Origin of the sequence: Cryptosporangium arvum DSM 44712 (assembly GCF_000585375.1) — a bacterium.
Lineage (GTDB): Bacteria > Actinomycetota > Actinomycetes > Mycobacteriales > Cryptosporangiaceae > Cryptosporangium > Cryptosporangium arvum.
The window spans coordinates 5,685,406-5,702,671 of sequence record NZ_KK073874.1 but is presented as its reverse complement, the minus strand read 5'-3'; the positions used below and the strand labels follow the sequence as shown (position 1 = coordinate 5,702,671).

The 17,266-nt window shown below is 73.6% G+C and carries 22 protein-coding genes and 1 pseudogene; 8 read left to right on the top strand and 15 right to left on the bottom strand.

Translation table 11 applies throughout. The features are described 5' to 3' along the window. Positions 1–15: 15 nt before the first annotated feature. Positions 16–651, top strand: a complete 636-nt coding sequence (locus CRYAR_RS26035) for an HAD family hydrolase (protein WP_051570965.1) — start codon at positions 16–18, stop codon at positions 649–651. A gap of 69 nt (positions 652–720) precedes the next feature. On the opposite strand, the gene CRYAR_RS26030 is transcribed toward CRYAR_RS26035, so the two are convergent. The 9 genes from CRYAR_RS26030 to CRYAR_RS47535 form a co-directional block, all read right to left on the bottom strand. Then, on the bottom strand, positions 721–1,365 hold the full coding sequence (locus CRYAR_RS26030; protein WP_051570964.1) for a cation efflux transmembrane domain-containing protein: 645 nt from the start codon (positions 1,363–1,365) through the stop codon (positions 721–723). Then, the gene (locus CRYAR_RS26025; RefSeq protein WP_035855831.1) at positions 1,365–1,676 is read right to left on the bottom strand and encodes an ArsR/SmtB family transcription factor; all 312 of its coding nucleotides are present in this window, start codon (positions 1,674–1,676) and stop codon (positions 1,365–1,367) included. The genes CRYAR_RS26030 and CRYAR_RS26025 overlap by 1 nt, the downstream gene beginning before the upstream one ends. Before the next feature lie 35 nt (positions 1,677–1,711). Next, complete coding sequence (gene chrA / locus CRYAR_RS26020) at positions 1,712–2,860, bottom strand: chromate efflux transporter (protein WP_035855830.1); 1,149 nt, start codon at positions 2,858–2,860, stop codon at positions 1,712–1,714. Further along, complete coding sequence (locus tag CRYAR_RS26015) at positions 2,861–3,250, bottom strand: VOC family protein (RefSeq protein ID WP_035855828.1); 390 nt, start codon at positions 3,248–3,250, stop codon at positions 2,861–2,863. Continuing rightward, the gene (locus CRYAR_RS26010; RefSeq protein WP_035855826.1) at positions 3,247–3,969 is read right to left on the bottom strand and encodes an arsenate reductase/protein-tyrosine-phosphatase family protein; all 723 of its coding nucleotides are present in this window, start codon (positions 3,967–3,969) and stop codon (positions 3,247–3,249) included. The genes CRYAR_RS26015 and CRYAR_RS26010 overlap by 4 nt, the downstream gene beginning before the upstream one ends. Positions 3,970–4,066: 97 nt before the next feature. Further along, the gene (locus CRYAR_RS26005; protein WP_035855824.1) at positions 4,067–4,750 is read right to left on the bottom strand and encodes an alpha/beta fold hydrolase; all 684 of its coding nucleotides are present in this window, start codon (positions 4,748–4,750) and stop codon (positions 4,067–4,069) included. Then, positions 4,747–7,221, bottom strand: coding sequence for a 2Fe-2S iron-sulfur cluster-binding protein (locus CRYAR_RS26000; protein WP_035855821.1), 2,475 nt, complete (start codon positions 7,219–7,221; stop codon positions 4,747–4,749). The genes CRYAR_RS26005 and CRYAR_RS26000 overlap by 4 nt, the downstream gene beginning before the upstream one ends. Positions 7,222–7,223: 2 nt before the next feature. Next, positions 7,224–7,505, bottom strand: coding sequence for a 2TM domain-containing protein (locus CRYAR_RS25995; protein ID WP_035866404.1), 282 nt, complete (start codon positions 7,503–7,505; stop codon positions 7,224–7,226). Between the two features lie 163 nt (positions 7,506–7,668). Next, positions 7,669–7,917, bottom strand: coding sequence for a hypothetical protein (locus CRYAR_RS47535; protein WP_157018060.1), 249 nt, complete (start codon positions 7,915–7,917; stop codon positions 7,669–7,671). On the opposite strand from CRYAR_RS47535, the gene CRYAR_RS49130 reads away from it, so the two are divergent. Further along, positions 7,912–8,250: a hypothetical protein gene (locus tag CRYAR_RS49130; protein WP_051570962.1), complete on the top strand. Its 339-nt coding sequence runs from the start codon at positions 7,912–7,914 to the stop codon at positions 8,248–8,250. The genes CRYAR_RS47535 and CRYAR_RS49130 overlap by 6 nt on opposite strands. 94 nt (positions 8,251–8,344) lie before the next feature. Then, positions 8,345–8,491, top strand: coding sequence for a hypothetical protein (locus CRYAR_RS49125; RefSeq protein WP_211247635.1), 147 nt, complete (start codon positions 8,345–8,347; stop codon positions 8,489–8,491). A gap of 10 nt (positions 8,492–8,501) precedes the next feature. Here CRYAR_RS49125 and CRYAR_RS25985 read toward each other — a convergent pair whose 3' ends face one another. Continuing rightward, the gene (locus CRYAR_RS25985; protein WP_035855819.1) at positions 8,502–8,927 is read right to left on the bottom strand and encodes a MarR family winged helix-turn-helix transcriptional regulator; all 426 of its coding nucleotides are present in this window, start codon (positions 8,925–8,927) and stop codon (positions 8,502–8,504) included. Positions 8,928–8,997: 70 nt separating this feature from the next. Here CRYAR_RS25985 and CRYAR_RS25980 point away from each other — a divergent pair, with 70 nt between their 5' ends. From CRYAR_RS25980 to CRYAR_RS25970, 3 genes are all read left to right on the top strand, one after another. After that, positions 8,998–9,366, top strand: coding sequence for a VOC family protein (locus CRYAR_RS25980; protein ID WP_035855818.1), 369 nt, complete (start codon positions 8,998–9,000; stop codon positions 9,364–9,366). Continuing rightward, a complete protein-coding gene (locus CRYAR_RS25975) occupies positions 9,363–10,211 on the top strand; it encodes a DNA-3-methyladenine glycosylase family protein (RefSeq protein WP_035855816.1) in 849 nt (282 codons plus the stop codon). Before CRYAR_RS25980 ends, CRYAR_RS25975 begins: the two co-directional genes overlap by 4 nt. A 104-nt stretch (positions 10,212–10,315) precedes the next feature. Beyond that, on the top strand, positions 10,316–11,503 hold the full coding sequence (locus CRYAR_RS25970; RefSeq protein WP_157018058.1) for a cellulase family glycosylhydrolase: 1,188 nt from the start codon (positions 10,316–10,318) through the stop codon (positions 11,501–11,503). A gap of 5 nt (positions 11,504–11,508) precedes the next feature. On the opposite strand, the gene CRYAR_RS25965 is transcribed toward CRYAR_RS25970, so the two are convergent. After that, positions 11,509–11,925 (bottom strand): hypothetical protein, encoded by a 417-nt coding sequence (locus tag CRYAR_RS25965; RefSeq protein WP_035855809.1) that lies wholly within the window; start codon positions 11,923–11,925, stop codon positions 11,509–11,511. Positions 11,926–12,046: 121 nt separating this feature from the next. Between CRYAR_RS25965 and CRYAR_RS25960 the strand changes: the two genes are divergently transcribed. Then, positions 12,047–12,619 (top strand): peroxidase-related enzyme, encoded by a 573-nt coding sequence (locus CRYAR_RS25960; protein WP_035866401.1) that lies wholly within the window; start codon positions 12,047–12,049, stop codon positions 12,617–12,619. On the opposite strand, the gene CRYAR_RS25955 is transcribed toward CRYAR_RS25960, so the two are convergent. Genes CRYAR_RS25955 through CRYAR_RS25945 form a run of 3 tightly spaced genes read right to left on the bottom strand, consistent with a single transcriptional unit; the run spans position 12,605 to position 15,266 of the window. Then, positions 12,605–13,699, bottom strand: coding sequence for an NAD(P)/FAD-dependent oxidoreductase (locus tag CRYAR_RS25955; protein ID WP_035855807.1), 1,095 nt, complete (start codon positions 13,697–13,699; stop codon positions 12,605–12,607). The two genes, CRYAR_RS25960 and CRYAR_RS25955, sit on opposite strands and share 15 nt — an antisense overlap. Then, a complete protein-coding gene (locus CRYAR_RS25950) occupies positions 13,696–14,415 on the bottom strand; it encodes a GntR family transcriptional regulator (protein ID WP_035855805.1) in 720 nt (239 codons plus the stop codon). The genes CRYAR_RS25955 and CRYAR_RS25950 overlap by 4 nt, the downstream gene beginning before the upstream one ends. 32 nt (positions 14,416–14,447) lie before the next feature. Continuing rightward, a complete protein-coding gene (locus CRYAR_RS25945; protein WP_035855800.1) occupies positions 14,448–15,266 on the bottom strand; it encodes an oxidoreductase in 819 nt (272 codons plus the stop codon). Positions 15,267–15,351: 85 nt separating this feature from the next. Between CRYAR_RS25945 and CRYAR_RS46025 the strand changes: the two genes are divergently transcribed. Then, entirely contained in the window at positions 15,352–16,275 is a 924-nt protein-coding gene (locus CRYAR_RS46025) for a helix-turn-helix transcriptional regulator (protein ID WP_211247634.1), read from the top strand. On the opposite strand, the pseudogene dnaN reads toward CRYAR_RS46025, so the two are convergent. Beyond that, positions 16,222–17,265 (bottom strand): annotated as a pseudogene (gene dnaN / locus CRYAR_RS49765) (DNA polymerase III subunit beta); the annotation flags it as partial. The gene CRYAR_RS46025 and the pseudogene dnaN overlap by 54 nt on opposite strands. Between the last annotated feature and the right edge of the window lies 1 nt (position 17,266).

The window sequence follows — 17,266 nt, the reverse complement described above, 5'->3', positions numbered from 1 at the left end:
CGTGGAGGTCGTCGCATGCTCTGGGTTTTCGACATCAACGAGACGATGCTCGATCTGACGCCGCTGGACGCGCTCTTCGCTCCGGGCGGCCGCGAGCAGTGGTTCGCCGAGTTGATCCACGCGGCCCTGGTCTCGGCGGCCACCGGGCGCTACCGCAGTTTCGCCGAGCTCGGCGCCGCCGCGTTCCGGGAACTCACTCCCGACGCGGACGACGCAGCGGTGCGGCAGCTGGGGTCGGTGATGCGGACGTTGCCCGCCCACGCCGACGTCCCCGTCGGCCTGGCGGCGTTGCGCGCGGCCGGCCACCGGCTGGTGGCCCTGGGCAACTCGCCGCTGGCCGTGGTCGACGCCCAGCTCTCCGGAGCCGGCCTGGCGCCGCTGCTGGACGCGTTCTACTCGGCCGAGCAGGCGGGCGCGCTCAAGCCCTCCCGGACCCCGTACGAGTTCGTGCTGCGCCAGGAGGAGTACGAGCCGGGTGACGCGGTGATGGTGGCCGCGCACGGATGGGACATCGCGGGGGCGCAGGCGGTGGGGATGCGCACGGTGTTCGTGAGCCGCCCGGGCCGGCGCGTGCTGTCGTCGTGGCCGGACCCGGACGCGGTCGTACCCGACTTCTCGGGCCTGCCGCCCGGCGGAGGCGCACTCCGCTGAGTTTCGCCGCGGGCTCGATCAGGGCCGGGGCTCGGGCGACGAGCGCGACCTACCGACCGCCGGAGCAGGTCACGCGCGACAGCCGCCGGCCGGGGCGCAGCACGCGTCGCCCCGCCACGCCTCGCGGCCTTCCTTCACCGCGACCGCGGCGATGACCAGCGCGGCCACCGGATCGGCCCACCACCAGCCGAGCAGCGAGTTCACGGCCAGCCCGACCAGGAGCACGCCCGACAGGTAGGTGCAGAGCAGCGTCTGCCGGGAGTCCGCGACCGCGGACGCCGACCCGAGCTCGCGCCCGGCCCGGCGTTGCGCCGCCGACAGCACCGGCATGATCACCAGCGACAGCGCCGCCAGTACCAGCCCGACCGTGGAGTGCTCGGCGCGCGCACCGCCGATCAGCGCCCGCACCGACTCGACGGCGACGTACGCGGCCAGCGCGAAGAACGACACCGCGATGATCCGCAGCGCCACTTTCTCCCGGGCCTCCGGGTCCCGGCCGGTGAACTGCCAGGCCACCGCCGCGGCCGAGGACACCTCGATGATCGAGTCGAGGCCGAAGCCGATGAGCGCGGTGGAGGAGGCGAGGCGGCCCGCGGTGAGCGCGACGACGGCCTCGACGAGGTTGTAGGTGATCGTCGCGGCGACGAGCAGCCGCACCCGCCGGGCGAGCACCGCGCGGCGGGCCGGTGACGGACCGAACCCGATCAGCGTCATCAGCAGTCCGCGCAGGTGGTCGCGTCGACGGCCAGCACCACGCCGAGCAGGTCGCCGAGGGCGTGGGCGAGCCGGGGATCGGCCAGCTCGTACCGGGAGCGACGGCCCTCGGGCACGGCGACGACCAGGCCGCACCCGCGTAGGCAGGCCAGATGGTTGGAGAGGTTCTGCCGGGACGTGCCGAGCAGGTCGGCCAGGTCGGCCGGGTACGCCGGCCCCTCGCGCAGCGCGAGCAGCACCCGGGCGCGCACCGGGTCCGAGAGGGCGTGCCCGAACCGCGCGAGCACCTCGCCGTACGTCGCCGTCTCCATGGCCGCCGACTGTACAGCGAAAGCTGAACAATGGGCTAGGGGAGCGGCGCGCCGATCCGCACCAGGACCACTCCGGCCGCGGCTGCGCCGAGCAGGGTCGGCACCACCCCGCGCCGCAGCGCGAAGAGCGTCACCGCGGCGGCGGCCAGCACCGCGAGCTGCCACCACTCGCTCAGCGCCAGCGCCAGCGGGATCGCGGAGCCGAGGATCGCGCCGATCGCGGCCGGCCCCGAACCGTCGAGGAACGCACGGACGCGGACGTCGGCCCGGAGCCGGTCGAAGCGGTCGGCGCCGAGCAGGACGACCGTGAACGACGGGCTGAACGCGACGATCGACGCGAGGATGCCCCCGCCGAGCCCGGCGGCGGCGTACCCGACGACGGCGACCGTCTGGACGACCGGCCCGGGCGTGATCTGACCGAGGGTGACCGCGTTGAGGAACTCGGCGTTCGTCATCCAGCCGTAGTGGTCGACGGCGTCGGCACGCATCAGCGGGATGATGACGAACCCGCCGCCGTAGGAGAGCGCGCCGACCTTGATCGCGACCCAGGCGAGCGGGAGCAGCACCCCCGAGCCCACGGTGCCGACCGCGGCCAGCAGCGGCACCGTGGGCAGTGGACGGTCGGACCGGGGAGCCGGGAGCCGCCGCCGGAGCACCTCGACGACGCCGCAGGCCAGCAGCACCACGACCAGCCACGGCCCGAGCAGCGCCGCCGCGGCCACGCCGGCCAGGACGTAGGCGCACCAGCGCACCCGGCCGCCGTCGGCGGTGGCGCGGTTCCATCCGGCCGGTGCGAGCCCGACGCCGGCGTGGACCGCGACGGCCGCGATCGCGGCGCCCGCGCCGGCCCCAGCGGCCTTCACCCAGGTCGGTGGGGAGCCGGCCAGGAACAGGGCGGCCAGCCCGAGGATGACGACGAGCCCGGGAAGAATGAACGCGACCCCGCCGACGAGTGCCCCGACCCGGCCCGCGACGCGCCAGGCGCAGAAGATCGCCAGCTGGGTGGAGGCCGGCCCGGGGAGCAGGTTGCAGGCCGCGACGCCGTCCTCGAACTCCTGCGGCGTCAGCCAGCGCCGGTCGTCGACACAGAGCGTGCGCAGCAGCGCGATGTGCGCGGGTGGCCCGCCGAAGCCGATGCAGCCGATCCGGCCCCACTCCTTGAGCACCGTGCCGAGATCGACCACCTAGGTGCCCGCGGGCTGGAACAGCTCGACCGGATTGCCGGCCGGGTCGTCCAGCACGATCTGCTTGCCGCCGGGGCCGGTGACCACGTCGCTGCGGAACCCGACCCCGGCGGCGCGCAGCTTCGCGACCTCGGCCTCGATGTCGTCGACCAGGAGGTGGATGCGGTTCCAGCCCCCGGCGTGCGGCCGGGTGCCGTCGGGCATCGGCCGCCCGGCCGAGCTCGCCGGGCCGGACAGCAGCAGGCGCAGGTGGCCGCGCCGCACGTCGGCGAACGCCGGAACGGCGCGGAGGCCCTCGTCGAAACCGAGGTGGGTGGTGTAGAAGTCGACGGCGGCCGCGACGTCGTCGACGAGATAGCGGACGTGGACGGTCGGGTCGGTGCTGGTCACGAGGTGCCTCCGGTGGCGAGGGTGTGCAGCAGGAAGCCGATGCGTTCGTCCAGTTCGGCGGCGGCCCGGGCGTAGGCGGCCCGGCCGTCGGGTTCGCGCCCCGGATCCGGCAGGCTCCAGTGGACGACGTCCGGGTGGCCGGGGAACTCCGGGCAGACCTCCCGCACCCGGTCGCACAGGCTGATGACGTGGTCGAAGCGCCGGTCGCGGAACTCGTCCAGGTGCTTGGCGCGCGCGGCGGTCAGGTCGATGCCGTACCCGGCGAGCACGGCGAAGGTGTGCGCGGACACCGGCTTCGGGGAGCTGCCCGCGCTGACGACGTCGACCGCACCGCCGGAACGGTGGCGCAGCAGGGCCTCGGCCAGCTGCGAGCGGCCGCTGTTGCTGGTGCAGAGGAACAGCACCCGGCCGCGCACGGTGCCCGGAGGCGCCGCCGCGGCCGGCCGCAGCCCGGGGTGCAGCGCCGCCCCGGTCGCGGCCAGCAGCTCCGCACAGCGGGCCAGATCGAGGCGGTAGAAGGTGTCCCGGCCGTCGGCGGTGCTGCGCCGGGACCGGACGACGCCGGCTTTGCGGAGCCGGCCGAGGTGGTAGGACACCAGGTTCTGCGGGTGCCCGACGCGCGCGGTCAGCTCCTGCACCCGCCGGTCGCTGCCGGCGAGCTCCCCGAGCAGCCGCCAGCGCAGGGGATGGCCCGCCGCGCGGAGAAAGACGGGTTCCATGTCCCGAGGATTACATCAATCCAGTTTGATGTAAATACCCGGAGCCCGGTCGAACGGGTAGCGGCGCTGCAGCCGGGCGGCGACGGTCGTCAGCGCGTCACGCGTCGTCGGCGGCGGCCCTGATCAGCGCGGCGACGCTCTCCGGACGCGAGACGTAGACCGCGTGGCTGGCCGCCACCTCGGTCACCGCGGCCCCGATCCGGCCGGCCATCGCCCGCTGACCGGACGGCGGGATCATCCGGTCCTCGGTCGTGAGCAGGTACCGGCTCGGCCGGCTGCGCCACGCCGCCTCGGTGATCACGCCCCCGATCGCGCCCAGCCCCCAGGGCGTCTGCGACGCGGCCAGGAAGCGGGCGTCGGCGTCCGGCAGGTCGGCGGCGAACGCCGCCGGGAACTTGTCCCGGTCGAGCAGCAGGAACCCGTCGTCGGGCGGCAGGATCGGCGGCACCGGCGTGCCGGGCGGCGGCTCGGGAATCAGGCTGGTGACCGACTCGCCCTTGTCCGGCGCGAACGCCGCGACGTAGACGAGGGCCGCGACCCGGTCGTGGGTGCCGGCCTCGGTGATCACCGCGCCGCCGTAGGAGTGTCCGACCAGGACCGTCGGGCCGCTCTGCCGGTCGAGCACCCGCCGGACGGCGGCCGCGTCGTCGGCGAGCGTCACGGTGGGGTTCTGCACGACGCTCACCGCGAAGCCGTCGGCGATGAGCAGGTCGTGGACGGCGCGCCACCCGGATCCGTCGACCCAGGCGCCGTGGACGAGGACAACGTTCGTGATGCTCATCGTGCTCCGATCCGGAGGTTCTCGGTGGGAAGGGTCTGGCAGGCCAGCCGCCAGCCGGCGTCCAGCTCGGCGGTGGTGAACAGCCCGCGGGTGTCGGTCTCGTAGGAACCGGAGATCACCCGTACGCGGCAGGTCCCGCAGGCACCCTCGCCGCAGGACTGCGGGAACGGGACGTGCGCGGCGTTCGCGGCGTCGAGGACCGTCTGCCCCGGCCGGCACGGGAACTCGCCGTCGTCAGCGGTGATCGTGAACCGCTCCACCGTGGCCGCGAGCGCGATCGCGTGGGCGCGTTCCCGCCGGGTGAGCGCGCTGCGTCCGGACACGAACGCCTCGGTGCGGATCGCCTCGCGCGGCACGCCGAGCGTCGTGAGCAGGTCCAGGACGTCCTGCATCATCGACGGCGGCCCGCAGAGGTGCACGCGCGAGGCCCCGGCGACGTGCGGTTCCAGCGCGTCCCGGTCGATCCGGCCGTGCCCGGCGCCGTAGCGGAACACCCGCAGACCCGGGAGGCGCAGTTCCGCGATCTCCTCGCGGAAGAGGACCTCCTCGTCGCTGCGGAAGCTCGCCAGCAGCACGATCGGGCCGGTGTGCCCGTCGTCGGCGGCCGCGGCCAGCATGCTCAGCAACGGCGTGATGCCGACGCCACCGGCGATCAGCAGCAGGCCGCCGGGCGTCGGCGCGTAGGTGAACTCGCCGTGCGGGCCGCTCACCGCCAGCGCGAACCCGGTCGCCAGCTCCTCGTGCAGGAACGTCGAGCCGAGCCCCCGCGGTTCGTGTTTCACCGTGATCTCGAGGTGACGCCGCTCGCCGGGGCGGCTCGAGATCGAGTACGAGCGCTCGATCGGCTCCACCGCGACCGGCAGTCCGGCCGTGACGTACTGCCCGGCGGTGAACGCGAACGGCAGCGTGTCGCCGTCCAGGGGAGCGAGGCGGATGCGCCGGACCGTGGGGGTCAACGGCTCGATCCGGCTCACCCGCAGGTAGCCGCGCCACGGCGTGACGGTCTCCGGAGTCCGGATCGCCCGCCACAGCGCCCCGACCTGCCGGGGCTTCAGGACCGCGTTCGCCGCCATGAAGCCACCGGCCGCGGCCGCGACCACACCGGCGTTCCAGGCGTCCTGGCCGGCCACGACGACGCCCTTGACCGGTGTCCGGCAGCCGGCGACCTTCGAGCGGAGGCGTTCGGGGGTGGCCGACAGCCCGTAGAACGCCCCGCGCGGGCTGCGCTGGTAGGTCTCGAACGAGAGCGGCGTGGCGAGCTCGGTGGACACGACGGTGTCGGCGAAGCCGGGCCAGCGTGCGTCCAGCCGCCCGATCAGCCGGCGTACGGTGTCGTCCTTGAACGTCCGGTACGCCGCCGGGCGGGTGTCCGCGGTGGTGCCGCGCCAGGCGTCGACCTGGTCGGCATCGATCAGCTGCAGGATCTCGACGGTGTGGAAGCGGGCCGCGGGGTCGTTGAGCGACGCGAACGAGACGTAGAGCGAGTCGTCCCCGATGAACCAGTGGTTCTCGCCGCGCAGACCGAACGCCGCCGGCGACGTGTTCAAGCCGGCGAACAGCATGAGCGTGGACTTCTCCGCCGGTAGCGCGGGAACCTCGGCGCCGAGCAGCGCGTACGTGTTGCGCACGCCGATCGCCGAGACGACGGTCGGCGTCCGCACCTCGTACCGGTCGCCGGTGGTGCGGTCCTCGACCTCGACCCCGGCCGCCCGGCCGCGCTCGGTCAGGATCCGGGTGACCCGCTGGCGGGCCCGGAGCAGCACACCGCGCCGTTCGAGGCTCTCGATGATCAGCCCGCTGATCTGCTTCGGACCGCCGACGGGGTGGGTGCCGCCGTTGAGGTAGTAGGTCATCGGCACGCTGGCGTGGTAGCCGAACGCGCCCCGGTCGGGCGGGGTGCCGTACAGCTCCCAGCGTGCCGCCAGCACCGCGCGGATCCCGGGGTCGCGGAAGTGGCGCGCCAGCTCGTCCTGGAGCGTGCGGTAAGTGGCCGGGTAGAGCCGTTCGACGAGCGGGAACCCGAGCCGGCGGACCGCCGCCGGGAACGAGGAGAACACGTTGCGGGCGGCCAGACCGGTCCGGGCCCGGGCGACCGACGTGAAGAAGCGGTCGACGTTGCCGGCCTCGCGCGGGAACCGTTCCTTCAGCCGGGCCCGGAACCGCTCTCCGGACGCCGGGACCGAGAACTCGAAGTCCTCGAAGTGCAGTACCTCGAATTCGTCCGGCAGCGGCGCGAACTGGGCCCTCCCGTCGGTGAGGAACGCCAGGAACGGCTCGGAGCCCGCGCCCAGGTAGTGCATTCCGGTCGGGAACTCGAAGCGCCCGTCGCGGGAGAACTCGTGGGTCATCCCGCCCAGCGTGTAGTGCTGTTCCAGGACGAGCACCCGGGCGGAGCCGAACTGCGCGAGCGCCCGGGCCGCGGCCAGCCCGCCGAGGCCCGACCCGATCACGACGGCGTCGTATCTCTCCACGGTCAGTCCGGGCCGGGCCGGCGACGGTGCAGCCGGTCCATCTCCCGCTCGATGCGGGCGTCGTCGAGCTCGGACGGGTGGTAGACCGCCCAGGCGTGGAACGCGAGCCCGGCCGCCCACGGCAGCAGCCCGGTCAGCGGCCAGAAGAAGATCGACCGCAGCCAGATCAACCAGACCACGATCAGCACCAGGGTCACCAGCACGAACCACAGGGCGTGCACCTGCAGACCGCGTTTCCTGCGCACTTGCCGGACGGCTCGTGCTCGTACCGGGTCAGTCGTCACCGGGACCTCCTCATCGCGCTGTTCCCGCACGGCTGAGATGAGACCGCAGGCCACTGGAAATCCACTGGAACACCCGATTCAGCACTGCGGTGCGGGACCCACCAGGTGCCGCGTCGCCGGTCAGCGCGTCCTCACCCCACCGGTGGCCCGCGACCCTAGCTGATCAGGTAGTGCACGGCGATGTCGCCGAGGCGGGCGACGAACGTGTCCTCGTCCTCCGGATGCGGGGTCGCGAAGCCGGTCCAGATGCGACACGCAGGATCACGGCGGCGAAGACGGTGTCGAAACAGGCCCACGCGGCGGCGTCGGAGAGGCCCAGCGGCGCGAGCAGCTCGACGAACGCGTGGCCGAGGCCCTGGCTGTAGCGCGATCCCCGGCGCCGGACCTCGTAGCCGCGCTCGGACAGGTGCACTTCGCGGACGGGACCACCGCCGAACACGACGTACTGATCGGTGCCGACGGCATCGACTGCCTCGTCCGGCGCACGCTCTGGGGCGACTCGCCGAAGCGCGAGCACCGGCGGCACATCGTCGGCGGGTACACCTACGCCGAGGTGGCGGGCACCACGCCGAACTCGTGCGTGCTCACCCACGGCCCCACCGTGCAGGGCAGCTGGACCTCGATCCCGGCGGACACCAGTGGTGGGTGCTCATCGCGACCGACCCCGCCGCATCGCCGCCGCCGGATCCGCACCGGCTCGCCGCGGCGCTGGCCGGCGGATTCCCGGCGCCGTTACCGGGGCTGATCGCGGCCACCGACCCGGCCCACGTGCAGCGCTGGGTGCTGCGTGACCGGGTACCGCCGAAGCAGCGGTCGGCCGGGCGCTGCAGCAGGCCTGGATGCTCGGCAAGGTCTTCCATCACGTGCCGGCGCCGCTGCGGCCGCTCCGCGACGTCGTGTTCGACCGCACGCCGTTCCTGCAGAAGGTGGCCGGGGACTCCAACCCGGGGGAGATCAGCGAGCAGCTGGCGCTGATCGAGGACTGATCCGCGCCGGTCACGGGCCCGCGAGCGCGTCGCGGCAGGTGCTGAGCAGGGCGTGCAGCCGGTCGGCGTCGGCGGGGGAGAGACCACCGGTCATCCGGACGGCCACCGCGGCGACGCCGGCCCGGGCCTGGCCGAGGAGCGCGACCGCGGTGTCGGTGAGTTCGGTGGCGCGCTCGCGCCGGGGGCCCTGGTCCTCGGAGCGGACGATCAGCCCTCGCTTCTCCAGGCCCTGCAGGACGATGTTCGTCGACTGGCGGGACACGAACACCCGCCGGGCGAGCTCCGACCCGGTGATGCCGGGGGTGTCGTGCAGGGCCTGCAGGCAGGCGTACTGCGGCACGGTCAGCCCGAGCGGCCGGAGCACCTCGTCCATCCGCTGATGCAGGATCGCCTGCGTCTCTTTGATCAACACACCCAGCTTCTCGCTCGCCGTCATGTCAACAGTTTGACACTGCTCTGATTGAGTGTCAGTATATTGACACTGAATCAACGAGAGGACCACCGCCATGACGACCATCGGACCCGACTTCGTGTCCTTCCAGGTGCGCGACCGCGAGGCGTCCGCGCGCTTCTACCAGGAACTCGTGGGGCTCAACCGGCTCCCCGACCCGAACCCCCACGCGTCCGCGTTCTCCGCCGGCAACGGGGCGTTCGCGGTCCGCGACCCGCTGCCCGGAACGGACCTCGACGCCCTCGGGCAGCTCGGCGCCGGCGTCGGGGTGTGGTTCCACAACGACGACGCGGCCGGCGTCCACGCCCGGCTGGCCGAGCAGGGCGTGCCGATCGAGCAGGAGCCGTTCGAGGGGCCGTTCGGGCTCACGTTCGCGTTCCGCGACCCCGACGGCTACGTCGTCACGATCCACTCCAAGGCATGAGGACGACGCTCGAGGTCGTGGGTCCGTGGTCGCTGCGGACGAGCAAGCGGTTCTGGGAGGAGTTCGCACCCGCCGCGCTCCCGTCCGGCGGCGACCCCGACGTTCTCGACGCCCGGTTCCTGAGCGAGGCCGACTGGACGCCGGTCTCGGCCCGGGTCACCCAGCACGGGAGCACCGCCGGCCTGGAGCTCTCGGGGGAGGGTGACCTGGACGCCGCGGCCGGGCAGGTGGCCCGGTTCCTGTCCCTGGACGTCGACGCGAGCGGCTGGCCGGCCGTCGGCGACCGGGACCCCGTGATCGCGGCGGCGCGGCGCGCGCTGCCCGGGTTCCGGCCGTGCGGGTTCCACTCGCCGTACGAGGCCGCGGCCTGGGCGGTGCTGTCCCAGCGGTCCCGGGTGTCCGACGCGGCCCGGCTGCGTGCGCGCGTCATCGCCGAGCACGGGCGCGACGGCGCGTTCCCGGCGCCCGCCGACCTGATCGCCGCGATCGAGGACGGGCGGCTGACGGTCCCCGGGCGGAAGGGGGAGTACCTCGTCGCGGTCGCCCGCGCCGCGCTCGGCGGCCTCCTGTACGGCCCCGAGCTGCGCGGACTCCCCGAGGACGACGCGCGGGCCCGGCTGGCGTCGATCACCGGCGTCGGGCCGTTCGCCACCGACCTCATCCTGATCCGCGGCGCGAACGCCGTCGACGTCGTACCACGCGCGGAGCGCCGTCTCGACGCGGAGATCGTCCGCCGCTACGGCGCGGGAGTCACGCTCGGCGACGTCGCCGACGCTTGGAGGCCGTTCCGCTCGTGGGCGGCGGTGCACCTGCGTGCGCTCGCCGCGGAGTTGCCCGGCGGGTAGCGCCACCCGGCCGCACCCGGAGCGCTCCCGGTCGGCACTCGGACGGGGGCGACGTCGGACGATGCGACTTCTGACGTCGGACCACCCGTCAGGAGAACACGTTGATGAACCGCCGATCTCTGTTGGGCGCGGCCGCGGTGACCGTGCCGGTCGTCGTGGGCGCGGCGATCGTCGGCGAGTCCGTGGGCAGCGACCTCCCGGCGCCCGTGCGCGAGGAAGCCGGTAGCCAGGCACTCGTGGTGCCGGCCGCGAACCCGGCGCCCCCGGTGGTGGGGGCGCAGTTCCACGGCACGTGGGAGATGTACTGGAACGGCCTGACGCCGAACGCGATGTTCACCAGGCACCTGGACACGCTCGCGGCGCAGGGCGTCCAGATGATCCGCACCGACGTGGGCTGGTCGTCGGCGCAGCCGACGAACGCCGCCCCCGACCCGAACCAGTGGTACCACAAGCGACTGGCCACGGTGATCGACGCCGTGCGGGCCCGGGGTATGCAGATCTTCCTGACCGTGCACCAGTCGCCGGCGTGGTCGCGGCCGGGCACCGGCAGCGAGGTGAAGCAGTACCCGGCCGACCCGAACTCGATCAAGCCGTGGCTGACGTTCGTCGCGCAGACCTACGGCGCGAAGATCGCCGCGATCGAGGTGTGGAACGAGCCGAACCTGTCGGAGTTCGTCGGCATCAGCGACGCCTACCAGCGGGCGGTGAAGTACGTGCCGCTGCTCAAGGCGTCCTACGCCGCGATCAAGGCCGGCCGCTCGACGGTGCCGGTGATCTTCGGCGGCCCGTCGCAGACCGACGACGGGTTCATCCGCGACTGCTACGCGCTCGGCGCGGGCGGCTACTTCGACATCATGGGTGTGCACCCCTACCAGGGCAACCAGACGAAGCCGCCGGAGTCGACCGACATCACCGGCAAGGCCCGGATGACGAACATGCCCGCGATCATCAACCTGATGGCCGCGAACGGCGACGGCGCGAAGCCGATCTGGTGGACCGAGTTCGGGTTCAGCGTGCACTCGAACGCCACCGTGCCGGCCGGGCAGGTCTGGCTGTTCGGCGTGCCGGACGACGCCACCGCCGCGTCCTACCTGTCCCGCTCGTTCTACCTGGCCTGGCAGCAGTGGCCGCAGGTGAAGCTCGGCGTCGTCTACTGCGCGTACAAGACGCCGTCGGACTCCTACGGCCACCAGTACGGCTTCCGGATGATCGAGCCCGACGGCACCGCCAAACCGCAGCTGCACGCCCTCGCCGCGATCCGGCAGGCTTTCGGCTCGCTGCAGCGACTCTGAGCGACCTACTCGACGAACTGGTAGTCGCGGGCGATCCGGTCGTCGTGGTCGAGCACCAGGATCTCGCACCCGACGGCCGCCACCTCGCCGTCGTCGTGGCCCACCATCTCCCAGTGGAATTTCACGACGTCGGCGAGGCGCTCCGCGTCCGGCCGGGCCCGGAACCGGTACGCCCCGGGCGCGACGAACGAGTCGTACGCCCGGCGGACGCGGACTTCGAGGGCCTCCGACCCGCGCGCCTCCAGGACGGCCCGGTCGAAACCCAGCTCGGCCGCGGCCTTGCGGAGGTCCTCCGGCGGGTGCAGGACGTGGACGCCGTCCGGAGCCCACAACGCGGCGATCCGGGCCCGCCGCCGGTCGGCGTCGGGTTCGTTCCACACCGCCGCGTAACGATCGGCGAGAGCTTGTGCGGCAGCGGACATGAGGACCTCCGGAGGAGCCGGGAAACGCGGACGGCTCGACTCTGCGCATCGGGCGGACGGCGGACAATTCCCCGCCGGGAATCGCTCCCGGCCGATCGTCGGGTAAGCAGGACGGATGGCGATGCAGAGCGAGCAGCCCGTGAGCCGGTTCGGCGAGGTCGAGCTGGCGGACCTGCCGGAGGATCTGCGTGAGCGGCTCACGCCGATCGCGGAGAAGACCGGTTTCCTGCCGAACATCTTCCGGGCCCTCGGGCGCCGGCCGGCCGAGCTCCGGGCCTTCCTGGACTACCACGACGCGCTGATGAACTCCGACGACGGGCTGTCGAAAGCGGAGCGGGAGCTGGTGGTCGTCGCCACGTCCGGGGCGAACCGGTGTCCGTACTGCGTGGTCGCCCACGGCGCGATCCTGCGGATCCGGGCGAAGGACCCGCGGATCGCCGACCACGTCGCGCTCGACCCGCACGGCTGTGCCCTCGAGCCGCGGCAGCGCGCGATCGTGGACCTGGCACTCGCGCTGTGCCGCGAACCCGAGCGCTTCGGGGAACCGCACCTGCGTGCGGCGCGTGCGGCCGGCCTGACGGACGACGAGATCTGGGACGTCGGATCGATCACCGCGCTGTTCGCGGCCTCCAACCGGCTGGCGCACCTCTGCGCGCTCCGCCCGAACGACGAGTTCTACTCACTGGGCCGGTGACCCGGCCCCCGCGAACCGGGACAGCCCGAACTCGCGCAGGGACTCGTCGCGCCGGCCGGTGAGCACTTCGTCGGCGACGACCGCGGCGAGGTGAGCCGAGAGCGTGACGCCGCTGTGGGTCGCGACGGCGTAGGTGCGGTGGTCGGGGCCGACCCAGTCGGCGATCGTGAGCCCGTCCTCGGGCAGCACACGGGTGCCCAGCCCCACGCTCTGCGTCGTGGTGCGGTGGAGCGCGGGGAACAGCCGGCGGGCCCGGTCGAGCAGGAGCGCGGGCACCGTCCAGATGCGGGGGTCGTCGAGCGCCCACTTGCCGCCGGTCGGCTGGTCGGCGTAGGTGATGCCACCGTTGCGGGCCGGCCGCAGCGCGATCCCCTCGGCGCGGACCAGGTGCGTGATCCCGGCGTCGACGGGGGCGGTGGTGCTGATGATCCCGACGCTGGCCCGCGACGCGTCCGCGACCGGGAAGTCGATCCCGGCGCGGCGCAGCAGCGCCCGCGACCCGTTGCCCGCGGCGAGGACGACGGTGTCGGCGTCGAGCACCCGCCGGTCGGTGACGACGCGCCCGGCCCGGATCTCCTCGACGCGGTGGTGGGGGAGGTGGACGGCCCCGGCGGCGATCGCCCGGTGCAGCAGCGTCAGGCACATCGTCGGGACGTCGATCCAGCCCTCGGCGGCGTAGCGGGCGCCTCCGGCCAGGCCGTCCGGGGAGAGCGACGGCTCGAGCGCGAGCAGGGCGGACGGCGTGAGCAACTCGGCCGCGTAACCGAGGCCGGTGAACCGCCGCACCTTCCGGGCGACGGCGTCCAGCTGCGCGCCGCTGTGGGCCAGCTCGATCGTGCCGGACCGGTGGAACCACCGCTCGGCCGCGCGCTGGTGGGCCTCGAGGCCCAGGACGTTGAGCCGCCGGTACGCCTCCGGCGCCTTGTTGTGGGCGTTGATCCAGGCGAACGTGGCCGCGCTGGTTCCGGAGCCGGCTTCGGCGGCGTCGACGACCGTGACGGTGGCGCCCCGGCGGATGAGTTCATCGGCGAGGGCGCAGCCCAGTACGCCCGCTCCGACGACGATGACCGAGCGTGTCATGGCGCCCCCTCCGGTTCGGTGTACTCGACGTAGAACTCCAGCGCGCCGGGGCGCAGGTAGTAGGCGGCGGACTCGGCGATCCGGCCGTCGGGCTGCCACATCAACCGGCGGCGGCGCAGTGCGGCCGGGCCGGGTTCGATCTCCAGCAGCCCGGCGTACTCGTCGTCGAGCAGGACCGGGTCGAAGTACATCCGCGACCGGGCGATCGGCACGTCGTGGTCGGCGAGGTAGGCACGCACCGACACCGTCTCGAGCTCCTCGTCGAGCAGGCGGGGTACGAGCCGGAAGGGGAGGGCCGCCACCTCGGCGACGAGGGGTGTCCCGTCCCCGTCGCGCCGGACCCGCACCAGCTGGGTCACCGCCTCGTCCGGTGCCACGCCCGGCACCGCCACCCGGGCCCGTCCGGCCGGCACGACGCCCGCGGACACGACCGACATCCGCCCGGGCAGCCCGGCCCGGTCGAGCCGCGGATCCACCGACCGCATCAGGTTGACCTGCCGGGCCCCCTCGGCGACGTGGGTCCCCAGGCGCTTGCGCCGCACGACCAGGCCGTCCCGAGCCAGGTCGGTGAGCACCCGCTGCGCCACCGACCGGCTGACCCGGTGCTCGGCCTGCAGCTCGGCCTCGGTCGGCAGCTTCGCGCCGGGGCCGAGGTCACCGGAGAGGATCCGGGCCTCGAGCTGCGCCCGGATCGCCTGGTGGAGGTGCGGTGGCATACAAATGACCGTACAAATAAATCAATGACCGGTCAATGGTCGGTGGAGCGGGAGAGTTCCTCCCAGGTCGCGAGGTCGTGGTCGACGGCGTCGCGGGCGGTGCGGACCACGCGCAGCGCGTCGGAACCGAGGACGAGGTGGCGCGGCGGCGCGGGCTCGTCGAGGATCCGCAGGACCGCGGCGGCCGCGCGGGCCGGGTCGCCGAGCTGCCTGCCGCTCGCGTTCCGGCGGGCGTCGCGGATCGGGTCGAACACCGCGTCGTAGTCGGCGATCGTGCGCGGCACCCGGGTCATCGAGCGCCCGGCCCAGTCGGTGCGGAACGAGCCGGGTTCCACCGCGGTGACGTGGATCCCGAAATCGGCGATCTCCGGGGCGAGGGACTCGAGAATGCCTTCGAGCGCGTACTTGCTGCCGCAGTAGCCGGACACGCCGGGGAAGCCGGCGAGCCCACCCATCGAGGTGACGGCCAGGATGTGGCCGCGGCGGCGTCGGCGCATCGCGGGCAGGACGGCCTGGATCGTGGCCACCGCCCCGAAGACGTTCACGTCGAACTGGGCGCGCAGGGCCGCGAGCGGGGTCTCCTCGAACGTGCCTTCGAGGCCGTACCCGGCGTTGGCGATCAGCACGTCCACCGGGCCGACGGCCGCCGCCAGCGCGACGACGGCGTCGTCGTCGGTCACGTCGAGGACGTGGGCCCGCGCCCGCCGCGGGTGGAGCGCGGCGAAGGCGGCCGCGTCGGGGCTCGTGCGGACGGTACCGGCGACGGTGTGGCCGGCCTCGAGCGCGGCGACCGCGAACGCACGGCCGAGCCCGCTGCTGACACCGGTGATCAGAAAGTTCTTGGCGGTCATGCCGCAAGCCTGCGACGCCACGCGGGACGCAACCAGGACCCGTCGCACCCCGGCTGCCGGCCGGAATCGGGCCTAGCATCGCGCCATGACCGGCAACGAACTGGGCGAGTTCCTGCGCTCCCACCGCTCCCGGCTGCGCCCCGGCGACGTGGGCCTGGTGTCGTACGGCGCCCGGCGGGTCGCCGGGCTGCGTCGCGAGGAGGTCGCGGTGCTGGCCGGGATGAACAGCGACTACTACGCCCGGCTGGAGCAGGGCCGCGAGCGGAGCCCGTCCCCGCAGATCCTCGACGCGCTGGGCACGGCGCTCCGGATGGACGAGCCGGCGCGCGAGCACCTGTACCGGCTCGCCGGCACGGCCCGCGACACCCGGCGACCGCCCAGGGAGACGGTGAGCGGTCCGCTCCGGAACCTGCTCGACGCGCACGCGGGCGTCCCGGCGTTCGTCCTGAACCCGGCGAAGGACTTCATCGCGCTCAACCCGATCGCCGAGGCGCTGTTCGCTCCCTTCGCCGACGTGGACAACCTCGCGCGCATGACGTTTCTCGACTCGGCGGCCCCGGAGTTCTTCCCCCGCTGGGACCGCTTCGCCGAGTCGGTCGTGGCCGGGCTGCGCCACGCGGCCGGGCTCGACCCGGAGTACCCGCGGCTACGTGCGGTGGTGCGCTCGCTGCAGGAGCGGAGCGACACGTTCGCCGCGCTCTGGTCGTCGCACGCGGTGTACGGCAAGACGCAGGACGCCACCGAACTGCACCACCCCGGCGTCGGCCCGCTCGCGCTGGTCTCCCAGTCCTTCGACGTGCGGGGAGCGGCGGGCCAGCTGCTCGTCGTCTATCAGCCGGAGCCCGGCAGCCCGAGCGCGGAGGCGCTGGACCGGCTCGCTGCGTCAGTCCTTCACCCGGACGGGTTGCAGGACGTACGCCGAGCCGGCGGCGCCGGGGGGCGCGAGGTCGACCGGCTTGTGGGGATCGTCGAACGAGAGCGCCACCTGCGTGCCGTCGACCGCCCGTAAGCCGTCGAGCAGGTAGGTCTCGTTGAACGCCAGCGTGGTGGGACGGCCGGTGTAGACGGCTTCGATCGTCTCGCTGGCCTCGGCGTCCTGGGCGCCACGCGCCTCCACGGTGAGCGCACCGGGCTCGAGCCGCAGCACCACCGGCGTCAGGCGGTCGGCGAACAGCGCCACCCGCTTGACGACCTCGGTGAGTTCGGCGACCGACGCGGTCACGGTCGCGGGGCGCTCCGCGTCGATCAGGCGGTCCATCGGTGGGAACGTGCCTTCGAACAGCCGGGCGGTCAGCTGCCGGCCGGCCGCGGTGAACCCGATCGTGCCGCCGCCGAACGCGTCGTCGTCGACCACGATCCCCAGCTCGGCCGGGACCGGCGCGAACGCCCGGGCCGCCTCGAGCAGGGGCCGGGCCGGGACGAGGAACTCGCCCGTGCGTTGCGGATCGGCCGGGCGCCAGGGCAGCTCACGCCGCGCGACCCGGTACCGGTCGGAGGCGAGCAGCGACATCCGCTCGCCCTCGACCGCGATCCGCACGCAGGTCAGGATCGGGAGCGACTCCTCCCGGGAGGCGGCCGGCGCGACCTGCGCGACCGCGGCGCCGAAGACGACCGGGTCGACGGTGCCGGTGGACGAGCGCAGATCGGGCCGGCGCGGATAGTCGCCGGCCGGCATCGTCGGCAGCCCGAACCGGCCGGCCCCGCAGCGTAGGCGCAGCACACCGGCGGTGAGCTCGACGTCGATGGCCTGATCGGGCAAGGCCTTGGTGATCTCGACCAGCAGCCGGGCCGAGACCAGCGCCTCACCGTCGTCCTCGGCCTCGACCGCGACCGTGACCAGGGCCGACGATTCGCCGTCGAAGCTCTCGACGGTGAGCTCGCCGCCGGCCAGGCGGAGCAGCGCACCGCCGAGCGCCGGGGTGACCGGGCGCGCCCCCGCGCACCTGGTGCCCCAGGTGACCGCCTCGGTCAGCAGCTCACGCTTGACCCGGAACCTCATT